This window comes from Janthinobacterium agaricidamnosum (genome assembly GCF_003667705.1).
Lineage (GTDB): Bacteria > Pseudomonadota > Gammaproteobacteria > Burkholderiales > Burkholderiaceae_D > Janthinobacterium.
Genome location: NZ_CP033019.1, coordinates 3,953,923 through 3,966,359 on the forward strand (window position 1 = coordinate 3,953,923; position 12,437 = coordinate 3,966,359).

Consider the following 12,437-nt stretch of genomic DNA (forward strand, 5'->3'; position numbering starts at 1 on the left):
TGCCTCCCCCTGCAACACATTCAGAGAATTGTCTCAGTGCACTAGAACAATATCACGGGGCGTGGCGGTATGCCGGATTAGCATAATCCTGGCGCAACAAACAGGGGAATGAAAAATGGAGATGGATGTTTCAGGTAAAGTCACGACATCTGGCAAGACCGTAGCGAGCGGAAGTGAATTGTGGCCGAGAAGCGGAACTGTACTTTAGTACAGTGAGCATCGCAGGCCACAAGTCGCGACGCGCAGTAGGTATTGCCGGATGTCATCAACGACGCGGCGGATTCGAGTAAATATCCTGGCCCACTTCGTTGATCTGGCGGCGCAGGTCGCGGCGCTCGTCGGGCGTCATGCGGCCCGTGCGGCGTGAGGCGTCTGCGCCCTCGTTGGCGCGGCGCTGCTCTTCGGCGCGGGTGTCGAAACTGCGTGCGTCACGCTGTTCGCGCAGTCGCGTATCATTGCTATTGCTGCGCTGTACCTGTTCATACCGCTGGGCCTGCATTTGCTGCTGGTCGTCACGGCGTGGCGGCGGCTGGTTTTGCGCCAGCGCCAGGCTGGCGGCAAACACGGAACAAACGGCAAATGCGGACAGCACAGTCGTACGTGCGGCAATAGCTGCGCTGGGAGCGGCGTGAATTTTTTTAGTAAAGATATTCATTGAGTTCCTCTTCCGCGATGCCGTATAAACTAAAGCTGATTTCCACTGTGGCCCCAGTGTATGATGCTTTACACGGTGCAGTAAGAGTAATTGGGTAAAGTTTGTAACACTTTGTAATGGGTCGCCACAGCCCCTTGCCGACGCCGCGCGAGGCGTTACTATAGCAACTAATATAAGATAACACGACACCCTAAATGACCACAACCTCCACTACCGGCAGCAATACAACAACGCAATCGATCCATGGCCACCAGGCAAAAATCATGGTGGTCGATGACGATGTGCGCCTGCGCGACCTGCTGCGGCGCTACCTGACCGAACAGGGCTTCAATGTCTTCACGGCAGAGAGTGCGACGGCCATGAACAAGCTGTGGCTGCGCGAACGCTACGACCTGCTGGTGCTCGACCTGATGCTGCCGGGCGAAGACGGCCTGTCGATCTGCCGCCGCCTGCGCGGCGCGGGCGACCAGACGCCGATCATCATGCTGACGGCCAAGGGCGAGGACGTGGACCGCATCGTGGGCCTGGAAATGGGCGCCGACGACTACCTGCCGAAACCATTCAACCCGCGCGAACTGGTGGCCCGCATCGGCGCCGTGCTGCGCCGCAAGGGTCCCGATGAAATCCCGGGCGCGCCGTCGGAAACGCCGCAAACCTTCGAGTTCGGCGACTTCGTGCTGGACCTGGGCACGCGCACCTTGAAAAAGAACGGCGAAACGGTGCCGCTGACCACGGGCGAATTTTCCGTATTGAAAGTGTTTGCCCGCCATGCGCGCCAGCCGCTGTCGCGCGAAAAACTGATGGAACTGGCGCGCGGACGCGAATACGAAGTGTTCGACCGCAGCCTGGACGTGCAGATTTCTCGCCTGCGTAAACTGATCGAACCCGATCCGTCGAGCCCGCTCTTCATCCAGACCGTGTGGGGCCTCGGCTACGTCTTCATCCCGGACGGACAGCCGCGCTGATCGCTGGCGAGGCATGATGAAGCTTGTTCCCGATATCAGCCTGGCGCGGCTGAAAAGCGGCCTGTTCTGGCGCACCTTTTTGCTGCTCGGCACCTTGACCACGGTCAGCATGATCACCTGGATCGGCATGATTTCCGTCATCCAGCGCGAGCCGCAGGCGCAGCAGATTTCCGCCCAGATCATTTCCGTCGTCACCATCACGCATGCGGCACTGACGCACTCGGCGCCCGAGCTGCGCCGCGAGCTGCTGTTCGACCTCGTCAGCAACGAAGGCATCCGCATTTTCTCGCTGGAAGAGGACGACCGCATCGAGCCGCCGCCCGACAATTACCTGATGCCCGAGATCGAGGCGCTGGTGAAGGCCAAACTGGGCAAGGACACGCGCTTTTCCGCGCGCGTCAACGGCGTGGCCGGCTTCTGGGTCAGCTTCAAGATCGACGACGACGAATACTGGCTGATGCTGGACCGCGAGCGCCTGCGCGGCCTCACGGGCTTCCAGTGGCTGGGCTGGGCCAGCCTGGTATCGCTGCTGTCGCTGCTGGGCGCGGCCATCATTTCCAGCCTGATCAATCTGCCGCTGTCGCGTCTGACGGCGGCCGCGCGCGACATCGCCAAGGGCAAGCAGCCGGCGCCGCTGCCGGAAAAAGGGCCGATCGAAATCATCGAGGCGAACCGCAGCTTCAACCAGATGGTCGATGATCTGAAACAAGTGGAATCGGACCGCGCCGTGATTTTGGCCGGCATTTCGCACGACTTGCGCACGCCGCTGGCGCGCATGCAGCTGGAAGTGGAAATGGCCAATCTGTCGGACGAGGCGCGCGAAGGCATCCAGTCCGATATCGGGCAGATGGACGCCATCATCGGCCAGTTCCTCGACTACGCCAAGCCGACGGAAGCGTCGAGCTTTACCGATGTCGACCTGAGCGGTTTGCTCCACGACATGACGCGCGAAGCGATGCGTCTGCCGGACGTGAAGCTCAACGCCACCATCGCCGATGGCGCGCATGCGATGGGCAACCCCACCGACTTGCGCCGCGTGCTGAACAACCTGATCGAGAATGCGCGCCGCTATGGCAAGACGCCGGGCAGCGACGTGACGGAAATCGACATCGCCTGCCAGGTGCGCACCAGCCACGGCGCGAAAAAGGTGATCATCGAGGTACAGGACCACGGCACGGGCGTGCCGGCGGAAAAGATCGAGCAGCTGATGAAACCGTTCACCCGCCTCGACACGGCGCGCGGACAAGCCAACGGCGCTGGCCTGGGCCTGGCCATCGTCGACCGCGTGCTGCTGCGCCACGGCGCCGAATTACAGGTGCGCAACCGCGAAGGCGGCGGCCTGGCGTTTCAGATCAGCTTGCCGGCGGCATAAGCGGCGTAGGTCGGATTAGCGAGGCCTTGCCTCGCGTAATCCGACAACATTGTTGACCTGGGCCGCTGGTGGTGTCGGCTTACGCGCTTTGCGCTAAGCCGACCTACGCGGTCCGATGCAGGTTCCAGCACCAACGCCGCCCGGCAGCCATCAAGCCGACGCCTGCTCCTGCGCCAGCAATTTACTCATCAGCAATTCCGTCGCCCCGTAGCCGTACAGGGAATCGCTTTCCATGCCCGGCGTGTCGAAGGGGATAGATTCCTCTCGGTTCAGCTTGGCAGGATCGGCGTCCGCATAGCTGGCGCGCCAGGCGCGCTGCAGGGATTCATTCCGGCGGATAAAGGCCGGCATGGGCCAGGCATCGCGCTCCCAGTGAGGACTGTCGCCCAGCAAGGGCCAGCGCTCGTTGAGCAGGGCCATGTCGCCCGTGCGCAGGCGGCGCACGGCCTGTTCCGGCCGCAAGCCTTCCAGCTCTTCCAGTGTGGGCAAGCTGTCGCGCTTCGGCCCGAACATATACGCCAGCATGATGCGCCCGGCAGGCGCCCTGCGCGCCACCACGCCGACGGCATAACCGCCGCCCGGCAGGGGCACGGCAAACCAGCTGCCTTCTCGGTATGGTAATGATTTCATTTCTGCAGACTCCCCCAAAATCGTGTTCGGGGCACAGTCTACGCGAAGCAAAGGTTAAATGGCGCATGGTACGCCACAACAACAAACCAATAGTTACAATATTTTCTCGTCATAGTGATACTGAGCAACAATTGGCCCCGCCTTGAACAGCGCTTCTTTCATGGCCGCATCAAGGCGCGCGTCGCGGCGGCGCATCCATTCGAGCAGCATGGCCGCTTCCTTGCGACTCGTGTCGCCCGCATGCGCGAGCACGCGGCGCAGCTCGGGGTCCGTGCACGCCTCGAAACGCTGGCTGTTCAAGTCCAGCGCCTGCAGCGCGGCGATGGTGGCGCCGATGGCGCGGTGCATGTCGAGCGCGGTGGCCGGCAAGCCGGATTCTTCCAGTGGGACGGTGGTCATGCGCATTCCTTTTCGCGTGGTGGTGACATCGGCTGCATTCTCCACCGCGCGGACGAAAAGCTCAAGCGTCCACGACACGATTTCACCCGTTCGGCCATAATCATGCCTCAGCAACAGCCTACACCTCGGCAGCGGGAGCCCCATGTTCAATTTCGATTTTTACAATCCGACGCAAATCCTCTTCGGCCAGGGCCAGATCGCCGCCATCGCCGGCCTGATCCCGCCCCAGGCCCGAGTGCTCATGACGTATGGCGGCGGCAGCATCAAGCAGAACGGCGTCTACGATGAAGTCAGGGCGGCGCTGGCCGGCCACACGGTGCTGGAATTTGCCGGCATCGAACCCAATCCCAGCTATGAAACCCTGATGCAGGCCGTGGCCATGGTGAAAAGCGAGCGCATCGATTTCCTGCTGGCCGTCGGCGGCGGCTCCGTGGTCGATGGCACCAAGTTCATCGCCGCCGCCGCCCTGCACGAGGGCGTAGCGTGGGACATCCTGGCGAAAGGCGGCAAGATCGTCGAAGCCGCCCTGCCCTTCGGCACGGTGCTCACCTTGCCGGCCACGGGTTCCGAAATGAATGGCTCGGCCGTGATCACGCGCAAGGCCACGCAGGAAAAGCGCTCGTTCATGAGCCGCAAGGTGTATCCGAAATTCTCCGTGCTGGACCCGTCGAAAACGTTCACCTTGCCGCTGCGCCAGGTGGGCAACGGCGTCGTCGATGCGTTTGCGCATGTGATGGAACAGTATTTGACCTACCCCGTGAACGCGTCCGTGCAGGACCGCTTCGCGGAAGGGATTTTATTAACCCTGATCGAGGAAGGCCCGAAAGCCCTGTCGCACCCGGACGACTATGACGTGCGCGCCAACGTGATGTGGAGCGCCACCCTGGCCTTGAACGGCCTGATCGGCGTGGGCGTGCCGCAGGACTGGTCCACGCACGCCATCGGCCACGAATTGACGGCCCTGTACGAGCTCGACCATGCGCAGACGCTGGCCATCATCCTGCCCAGCATGCTGCGCGTGCGCAAGCAGGCCAAGCGCGCCAAGCTGCTGCAATACGCGGCCCGCGTGTGGGGCCTCGATGGCGGCGACGAGGACGGCCGCATCGAGGCGGCCATCGCGCGCACGGAATTCTTCTTCCGCCACATGGGCGTCAAGACGCGCCTGGCCGACTATGGCCTGAACCACGCGAGCGTGGACGCCGTCGTGTCCGCCCTGGAAGCGCACGGCATGACGGCGCTGGGCGAACAGCGCGAAGTGACGCCCGCCGTCAGCCGCAAGGTGCTCGAACTGAGTCTGTAGATTTCGTCGACACTGTTGTAAAACGGTCAGCCGGGTGGGACAGCTGGCCGTGCTTCATGCTAAGCTGTCATTTCGCTAGGGGTCCTGGAGCAGTCATCCGGGTGAGAGATACCCTTCGTACCTGATCTGGATAATGCCAGCGAAGGAAAGCGCAAAGTACCTCCCTCCTTTGATAGCTCCTGCGTTGGCGCCAGCCGAACAAGCAGCCTGCCGTGCTCTTTCCCGAGACGGCTTGAACCACGAGCAATCTATGTCCACACCGAATTTATCTGTTTCCGTCCTGACACTGGCCATCCTGCACGCGTTTGCCGCGCCTGCCTTCGCCGCGAATGACACCACCGAAGCGGCCGACCCGCAGGCGCAAAGCATGGCCGAAGTCGTCGTCACGGCCAGCAAGGCGCCGGCCGCCAAGCGCGCCTCCGTGGGCGGTTTCAGCGATGCGCCGCTGCTGCAGACGCCCGCGTCCGTCACCGTCATTTCGCAGAAAGACATGCAGGACTTGCAAATCCGCAATCTCAGCGATGCCGTCAAGCTCGACGCCAGCATCAACGATGCCTACAACGCCGTCGGCTATGCGGAACAGTTCACGATCCGCGGCTTCAAGCTCGACAACAATTCCAGCTACCGCAAGGATGGCGTGGCCATTCCTGGCGACACGCAAATTCCGCTGGAAAACAAGGAACGCATCGAAGTGCTGAAAGGCCTGGCCGGCTTGCAGGCAGGCGTGGCCGCGCCGGGCGGCGTGATCGACTTCATCGTCAAGCGCCCCACCGCCGCGCCGCTGCGCACGGTCACCGTGGAAACGCGCGAGCGGGGCACCCTGTACGGCGCCGTCGACCTGGGCGGCCGCCTGGAAGACACGCGATTCGGCTACCGGGTCAACGTGGCAGCCGAGCGCCTGCGCTCCTACATCAAGGGCGCGGACGGCAACCGCAAGTTCATTTCCGGTGCCTTCGACTGGCAAATCTCGCCGCAAGCGCTGCTGCAACTGGACGCCGACTACCAGGACAAGGCGCAGGCGACGGCGCCCGGCTTCCAGCTGCTGAACAATAAGACCTTGCCGACCGGCATCAGCGCCGACGCCATGCTCAACCTGCAGCCGTGGACGCGCCCCGTGGAAACCGTCACCAGCAATATCGGCCTGCGCTTCCAGTACGCCTTCAATGACGACTGGCACGCCACCGTGTCGGCCAACCAGCACTCGTTCAAGCGCGACGACTACACGGCCTTCCCGTATGGCTGCAGCGGACAGGACCTGTACCCCGGCTTCTGCGGCAATGGCGATTACGACGTGTATGACTACCGCAGCCTGGGCGAGACGAAAAAACCGCTGAGCGCGCAAGCCATGATCCAGGGCAAGTTCGCCACCGGCTCCCTGCGCCATGAACTCACGGCCGGCGTCTCGACCTTCCGCCGCAAGGACCGCGCCGGCCTGTACGTGTACGACTGGGTCGGCGTGAGCAACATCTACCAGCCGCAGATCGTCGGCACGTCGCCCGGCGTCACGGGCCCCGTGCGCCTGGTGCGCAAGGATACGGAAAACTCCGTCTTCGTGCAGGATATCGTCAGCCTGGCGCCGAACTGGAAACTGCATGGCGGCTTGCGCCATATCAATGTCGATGGCTACCAGTACGTGCTGAAGGCCGACACGGAAATCCGCGCCAAGCACGATTTCCTGCTGCCGAATGTATCGCTCGTCTACACCCCGCTCGACAATGTGTCCGTGTATGCGGCCTATTCGCAGGGCATGGAACATGGCGGCACGGCCGACCGCAAGGCGATGAATGCCAATGAAGAACTGTCACCGAGCCGCTCGAAGCAGATCGAACTCGGCGCCAAGATGGATGTGACGCCGGACTTCATGCTGGCGGCCAGCCTGTTCCAGATCCGCAAAGGCCTGGAATTCCAGAACACGGCCGGCTACTTCGTGCGCGAAGGCCAGGCCCAGCACCGCGGCCTGGAATTGTCGGCCCAGGGCAAGGCAAGCGCCAACCTGAGCCTGGGCGCTTCCGTGACGGCCCTGAACAGCCAGCAGTCGGGCACGGGCAATGCGGACCTCGACGGCAAGCGCGTACCCAACGTGCCCGCCTTCAAGGCGGCCGTGCATGCGGACTACGCCGTACAACAGGTGGCGGGCCTGAGCGTGAATGGCAGCTGGGAATATGCGGGCAAGAAAGCGTTTGAGTACAACAACACGACCTTCGTGCCGTCGTACCACGTGTTCAACCTGGGCGCCGCTTACGCCACGCGCATCGCCGGCACGCGCGCCGTGCTGCGCGCCGCCGTCAACAACGTGGCCGACAAGTTCTACTGGCGCGACGTGACGCCGGAATCGGACGGCTATCTGTATCCGGGCGCCAGCCGCACGTTCAAGGTGTCGGCGCAGTTCGATTTTTAATTGAGGGAAATGGCAGGCGCTGCAGCAAGCGCCTGTTGCAGCAAGGGCGCCGCCTGTTCCAGGCGCGCGTCCAGGCTGTCGTGCAGCACGTGATAGGCGATGCCGCGCGCGTCGAGCTCGTCGAGCAGGTAGCGGTAGATCAGCTGGCGCACGGCTTCGGACTCGCGCTGCAAGCCGTCCGCCACCCACGGGCTGTCGGGCGCCGTCACCAGGGTCAGGTCGTACCGCGTGGCATCGGCCAGCGCCGCCAGTTGCGCATCGGCGCCATTGAAATAATGGCGGCTGTAGACCGCCGTCATCAAGGGCGTCGTGTCGCAGAACAGGAAGTTGCGCGCCTGTGCGGCCGCGGCCGCTTCGCGTTCAACTTGCGTACGCGCAATCCCATATTGGTCTTCCGCCACAGGCACCCTGCCCTGCGTGGCGACGAATTCACGTAAATACTCAGGCACCCAGACGGTGCCGTAGCGCTCGGCCAGGGCGGCCGCCAGGGTCGACTTGCCCGACGATTCCGCGCCCAGGATGGCCACGCGCACGCAGCGGCCCATCACTTGAGGACCATTGCATCGGGCGCGGCCGGCGCCGCTTTTTTCCACGCCAGCAAGCCGATCGTGGCCATGACGACAAACACGGCATACAGGATGGCCGTCAGGGTCAGGTCCTTGTGCAGGTACAGCCACACGTACAGCACGTCGACGACGATCCAGACGATCCAGTTTTCCAGCTTCTTGCGCGACAGCAGGAATTGCCCCACCAGGCTGCCTGCCGTGAGGAAACCATCCGCGTGAGGCACGTCCGTGTCGGTCGAGGTCAGCAGCCAGGCCAGCAGCACAAAGCCCGCCAGCCACGCCAGGGCGCTGCCCAGCCAGCCGCGCATGCCCAGCCGCGTGACGGGCAAGGTCTTGCCGCCGCTGGCCGGATGCAGCCACTGGTACCAGCCCCAGAACGAGACGCTGATGAACAGCAGTTGCAAGGCCATGTCGCCATACAGGCGCGATTCGAAAAACACGAAACCGTAGGCGGCCGAGGAAATGATGGCGAACAGCCACGCCCAATGATTCTGGCGGATGTTCAGCGCAACGGTTGTCAGTGCCAGGACAAAGGAAATCAGTTCAAGCGGCGTGGTGGCAAAACCCAGCAGGAGAAGCGTATCGTTCATGGGAATCGTGATGAGGCTGGTGGTGCAGTATGCAATACCGGCCATGAATAAGCAAGATTGCCCTTGCCGTCCGCCCCTCCCCGCCTCAGGCGAAGCCTGCCCTGGCGGCGCGCGCCAGCGAATGCCGCACGATCAGCTTGTGAAACGGCCGGATCAGCAGGATATAGGCACGCCCCACCCGGTTATGGCAATGCACGACGCTGGAGACGGTCACGCTGCCATGGCGGCCCGCGTCGCGGTTGCGCAGCACCGACAGGCGGAAATCGAGGTGGCTGTCATCCTCGCCCAGGATGATCTCGTCGTCGCTGACGGCATAGATGCGGAAGATGCCGATGCGCTTGCCGGGCCGCGCTTCCATCTGTTTTGCCGTCCGGATGCCGAAACGCGCCACGATGGCGTCGCGCAGCACCATCAGCTTGCGCGCCCAGCCCGGCTGCTTGCCCAGCAGCTGGCGCGCCAGGCTCTGCATGTCCATCTGGCGCGCCTGCGCGGTGGGCAAATCGACGGCGTAGGCGTCGGCCAGGTTGCTGCCGGGATACAGCGGAGCGATGCTGGCGCTTGGCGGCAAGTCCACGGTGCGGACGGCAATGTTCATCTCATGCATGTGCTCTCCATGTTTTCAGTGATAACATGCCCATCATACACGACAATGTGAACAGCGATAACATCGAATGACAACAACGAGCACCTACCATCACGGCAACTTGCGCGACACCCTGGTCGCCACCGTCATCGCGCAACTGGCGCAGCAGCATGACGCCGCCCTCTCGCTGCGCGAACTGGCGCGCACGGTGGGCGTCTCGGTCGCCGCCGTGTACCGCCACTTTCCCAGCAAGGAAGCCTTGCTGGCCGAAGTGGCGGCGGCCGGCTTCGCCAGCCTGATACAGAAATGGGAAACGCAGCTGCCGCCGCCGGGCAGCCTGCCGGCCGAACAGCGTTTTCAATTGCTGGGCCAGCAATACATCGAATTCGCCCTGGCCGCGCCCGCACACTACCGGCTGATGTTCGAGCACCAGGACGTGCGCCAGTTCCCCGCCCTGCAGGAAGCGGCGCAGGCGTGCTTCCAGTACGTGCTGCAGACGGCAGGCGCCGCCGTGCGCGAAGCGGGCCTCGACCCGCGCTGGGACAAGGCCGCCGCCAGCGCCGGCTGGTCCTTGGGCCACGGCTACGTGATGCTGCTGCTCAGCGGCCGCCTGGCGATGGCGGACGGCGGCGACGCGCTGTCGCCGGCCATGGTGCCGCGCTTTTTTCAATTGCCGGTGGAGGCGCTGCGGCAGGCGCCGCCGTCAGGAGCTTTTGACTCATGCACAACATCTCGATAGACACGCTCTCCGTAATCGCCAGGCAATGCCTTGCCGTCACGTGCCTGCAACGCTTTTGCCGGCGCTTTGATGTGGATCATCCTGCCCTGTCCGCGTTCGCCGCTCACGTGTGGAAAGTGGCGCAGCTCGCGCCAGAGGATTTTGCCGCCTGGGAACGGGGCTTCGCTTCCCTGGCTGTGACGGGCATGGGCGATCCCTGGCCGGAAGACGTGCGTGCGCCACTGCCCGGGCACCTGCTGGGCACGCTGGAAGCACTGGCGCAGCATGTGCTGGAAACGAGCGCCTGTACCTGGCATGGCGATGACCTTGCGGCCAGCAGGCGCCAGCTGGAAGCCGTCTTTGATATCTGTGCCAGGCATGACGTCGCCGTGCCGCAGCTTGGGCACTATGCGCAGCACGATGCGGCGCTGCGCGGCGGCTGGGGGCCGGCGCTCACGGACGAAGAAGTCAGGGCGTGGCAAGCCCTGATATAGCGCTCACGCCAGAAAGTCTTGGCGCACCTGTTCGAGCAGACGCTCCTCTTCATCCGTATCGGCATCGATTTGCGTGACCACGGTCCAGAACGGCGCACACGTCTTGATCTGCTCGAAAGCACGGCTCGTTTCCAGCCGCACCATGGTTTTCCTGAGGCTGTGCAGATAGCCTTCCTCGATGGCGCAGAGCAGCTCGTCATCGGCAGCGTCGATCAGCTCGCTTAAAGCATCTTCGATCCTTGCGTAGCCCTCCTCCCACAATTGCCCGATTTCCGGCACGTCGGCTTCCATGCACTCGTTCGACCAGTCCGGAGGATAGTAATCGCGCGCCCTGTTACCGGGATCGGTGTCAAAGCTCAGCGAAATGGACGGGAACGATACGGCATTGAAGGCAAAGGCTGAAAATGCCTGATCCTTGAAAGCGGACGCGCCCAGCAGCGCCAGCGAGGCATTGGCCAGCCTGAACCAGGTTGCTTCAACGTCATAGGCTGTTTCAAACGCGTGCCAATCCGGCGGTAAATCGGGAGTCTGGGGCATGGGAACCTGTCGAAAAAGAATAGCGGTGGATAGTGCGCGGAATTATACGTGGGGCAGCCCATGCGGCAGGTCGTGGCGCGTGCACAGTGCGGGCGATGCCGGGGAGGCAAACCGGCGGGACGCTGCGCCTAGCCGGCGGCCAGGAAGTACGGTTTTTGTAACTGCGAGGCGTCGCTTGGCTGCGGGGTAGCTGGTGGTGGGCTGATGCCCTTGGCGGCATGCAGCAAGGTATCCCTGTCGCCATTCCAGGGCGGCAGATCGGCGGGCGGGAGCGGCAAGACCTTGTCCAGATTAGGAAAGCGCGCATTGGGATTGAATCCAAGTTCACGGCTAAGTACGCCGTAACGTTCCGCTCGCGCTTTATCAATGTACGGAACCAGCATATTTGCAAGATCAAACGGATCGCCGAATTCAATCGTGAGTTTGTTTGCGCATTTCTCGCAGCCCAGCCTTACTCCGGTATGTAATACTTGCAAGGCACGCTCTTTGGTTTCAGTTGTTCTTTCCCCATCAGACGTGCCGTCAGGCGTTCTTAATACAACATATAAATAAGATAAATCATATGCGGATGGGCCATATCCCTGCCCCAGTGCACACTCCATCATCTTGATTGCCACAGGAATATTCCCCCCACATTTCAGCACCCGGATAATCCTTCCCCGCAGTGAGTTTTTCTCCTAAAAAACCCAGCGCTTGGGGGTTACCCATCTGCGCCGCCTTTTGCCAAAAGGCTTAGGCACGCGTGATGTCGCCGTTAACGCCCGTGCCATTCGCGTAATACGTCCCCATCCGGTCATAGGCGGCAGGTATGCCCAGGCGCATCGCCTTTTCCACCAGTTGCACCGCTTCTTCCTCACCATATACAGGATCACGCCCTTCCACATACAGGCTGGCCAGATTGAGCATCGCCTTCCAGTGCAATCGCTCTGCCGCCTGACGCGTCAAATCGACGATTTTTTTGTAATCGCGGTCTTCCACAAAAATTTCAGGATCTTCCATGGCGCGCGCTTCGAGAAACCAGTCCTCGGCTTGCACATCGATGGGCGGCACCTTGCTTGCCTCGATTTCACAGATGAAGTCCGCGACATGCGGATTGAAGAGCGGCAGGCTCTGGTTACGTGGCAAGACTTTGTCGTTAGGCATTTTGCAGGCAAGCAGGCAGCACAAGACAATAAGCGACGCAAGGCGTCCTCTCGCGGCAGCCATGCTGGATTGATTGCTATCCATTGC

At 62.4% G+C, this 12,437-nt stretch carries 15 protein-coding genes and 1 riboswitch; of the genes, 6 read left to right on the top strand and 9 right to left on the bottom strand.

The features are described from left to right. Nucleotides 1–265 precede the first annotated feature (265 nt). The gene (locus D9M09_RS17855) at nucleotides 266–655 is read right to left on the bottom strand and encodes a hypothetical protein (RefSeq protein ID WP_070224012.1); all 390 of its coding nucleotides are present in this window, start codon (nucleotides 653–655) and stop codon (nucleotides 266–268) included. A gap of 263 nt (nucleotides 656–918) precedes the next feature. Between D9M09_RS17855 and ompR the strand changes: the two genes are divergently transcribed. Then, nucleotides 919–1,620, top strand: coding sequence for an osmolarity response regulator transcription factor OmpR (ompR, locus tag D9M09_RS17860; RefSeq protein WP_223278807.1), 702 nt, complete (start codon nucleotides 919–921; stop codon nucleotides 1,618–1,620). A gap of 13 nt (nucleotides 1,621–1,633) precedes the next feature. After that, on the top strand, nucleotides 1,634–2,992 hold the full coding sequence (locus D9M09_RS17865; protein ID WP_070224014.1) for a sensor histidine kinase: 1,359 nt from the start codon (nucleotides 1,634–1,636) through the stop codon (nucleotides 2,990–2,992). Between the two features lie 150 nt (nucleotides 2,993–3,142). Here D9M09_RS17865 and D9M09_RS17870 read toward each other — a convergent pair whose 3' ends face one another. Together D9M09_RS17870 and D9M09_RS17875 are read right to left on the bottom strand one after the other, a co-directional pair. Continuing rightward, on the bottom strand, nucleotides 3,143–3,622 hold the full coding sequence (locus D9M09_RS17870; protein WP_121670039.1) for an Imm26 family immunity protein: 480 nt from the start codon (nucleotides 3,620–3,622) through the stop codon (nucleotides 3,143–3,145). A gap of 93 nt (nucleotides 3,623–3,715) precedes the next feature. After that, on the bottom strand, nucleotides 3,716–4,021 hold the full coding sequence (locus D9M09_RS17875) for a hypothetical protein (RefSeq protein WP_070224179.1): 306 nt from the start codon (nucleotides 4,019–4,021) through the stop codon (nucleotides 3,716–3,718). A 142-nt stretch (nucleotides 4,022–4,163) separates the two neighbouring features. Here D9M09_RS17875 and D9M09_RS17880 point away from each other — a divergent pair, with 142 nt between their 5' ends. Both D9M09_RS17880 and D9M09_RS17885 read left to right on the top strand, forming a co-directional pair. After that, nucleotides 4,164–5,321: an iron-containing alcohol dehydrogenase gene (locus D9M09_RS17880; protein WP_070288711.1), complete on the top strand. Its 1,158-nt coding sequence runs from the start codon at nucleotides 4,164–4,166 to the stop codon at nucleotides 5,319–5,321. A gap of 67 nt (nucleotides 5,322–5,388) precedes the next feature. Next, nucleotides 5,389–5,486, top strand: a riboswitch (TPP riboswitch). An 85-nt stretch (nucleotides 5,487–5,571) separates the two neighbouring features. Beyond that, the gene (locus D9M09_RS17885; RefSeq protein ID WP_121670040.1) at nucleotides 5,572–7,719 is read left to right on the top strand and encodes a TonB-dependent siderophore receptor; all 2,148 of its coding nucleotides are present in this window, start codon (nucleotides 5,572–5,574) and stop codon (nucleotides 7,717–7,719) included. On the opposite strand, the gene D9M09_RS17890 is transcribed toward D9M09_RS17885, so the two are convergent. The 3 genes from D9M09_RS17890 to D9M09_RS17900 form a co-directional block, all read right to left on the bottom strand. Next, nucleotides 7,716–8,264 carry an AAA family ATPase gene (locus D9M09_RS17890; RefSeq protein ID WP_121670041.1) on the bottom strand — a complete coding sequence of 183 codons (549 nt, stop codon included), beginning with the start codon at nucleotides 8,262–8,264 and terminating at the stop codon, nucleotides 7,716–7,718. The genes D9M09_RS17885 and D9M09_RS17890 overlap by 4 nt on opposite strands. After that, complete coding sequence (gene pnuC, locus D9M09_RS17895) at nucleotides 8,264–8,875, bottom strand: nicotinamide riboside transporter PnuC (protein WP_070224181.1); 612 nt, start codon at nucleotides 8,873–8,875, stop codon at nucleotides 8,264–8,266. Before pnuC ends, D9M09_RS17890 begins: the two co-directional genes overlap by 1 nt. 85 nt (nucleotides 8,876–8,960) lie before the next feature. Further along, on the bottom strand, nucleotides 8,961–9,479 hold the full coding sequence (locus D9M09_RS17900; RefSeq protein ID WP_121670042.1) for a DUF2867 domain-containing protein: 519 nt from the start codon (nucleotides 9,477–9,479) through the stop codon (nucleotides 8,961–8,963). Between the two features lie 67 nt (nucleotides 9,480–9,546). Here D9M09_RS17900 and D9M09_RS17905 point away from each other — a divergent pair, with 67 nt between their 5' ends. Both D9M09_RS17905 and D9M09_RS17910 read left to right on the top strand, forming a co-directional pair. After that, nucleotides 9,547–10,197: a TetR/AcrR family transcriptional regulator gene (locus tag D9M09_RS17905; protein ID WP_121670043.1), complete on the top strand. Its 651-nt coding sequence runs from the start codon at nucleotides 9,547–9,549 to the stop codon at nucleotides 10,195–10,197. 71 nt (nucleotides 10,198–10,268) lie between these two features. Beyond that, entirely contained in the window at nucleotides 10,269–10,670 is a 402-nt protein-coding gene (locus D9M09_RS17910; RefSeq protein ID WP_121670044.1) for a hypothetical protein, read from the top strand. Between the two features lie 3 nt (nucleotides 10,671–10,673). Here D9M09_RS17910 and D9M09_RS17915 read toward each other — a convergent pair whose 3' ends face one another. From D9M09_RS17915 to D9M09_RS17925, 3 genes are all read right to left on the bottom strand, one after another. After that, on the bottom strand, nucleotides 10,674–11,207 hold the full coding sequence (locus D9M09_RS17915) for a hypothetical protein (RefSeq protein ID WP_070224029.1): 534 nt from the start codon (nucleotides 11,205–11,207) through the stop codon (nucleotides 10,674–10,676). Nucleotides 11,208–11,335: 128 nt separating this feature from the next. Beyond that, nucleotides 11,336–11,824: a DUF6396 domain-containing protein gene (locus D9M09_RS29140; protein WP_139143554.1), complete on the bottom strand. Its 489-nt coding sequence runs from the start codon at nucleotides 11,822–11,824 to the stop codon at nucleotides 11,336–11,338. A gap of 115 nt (nucleotides 11,825–11,939) precedes the next feature. Beyond that, the gene (locus D9M09_RS17925; RefSeq protein ID WP_139143553.1) at nucleotides 11,940–12,434 is read right to left on the bottom strand and encodes a tetratricopeptide repeat protein; all 495 of its coding nucleotides are present in this window, start codon (nucleotides 12,432–12,434) and stop codon (nucleotides 11,940–11,942) included. Between the last annotated feature and the right edge of the window lie 3 nt (nucleotides 12,435–12,437).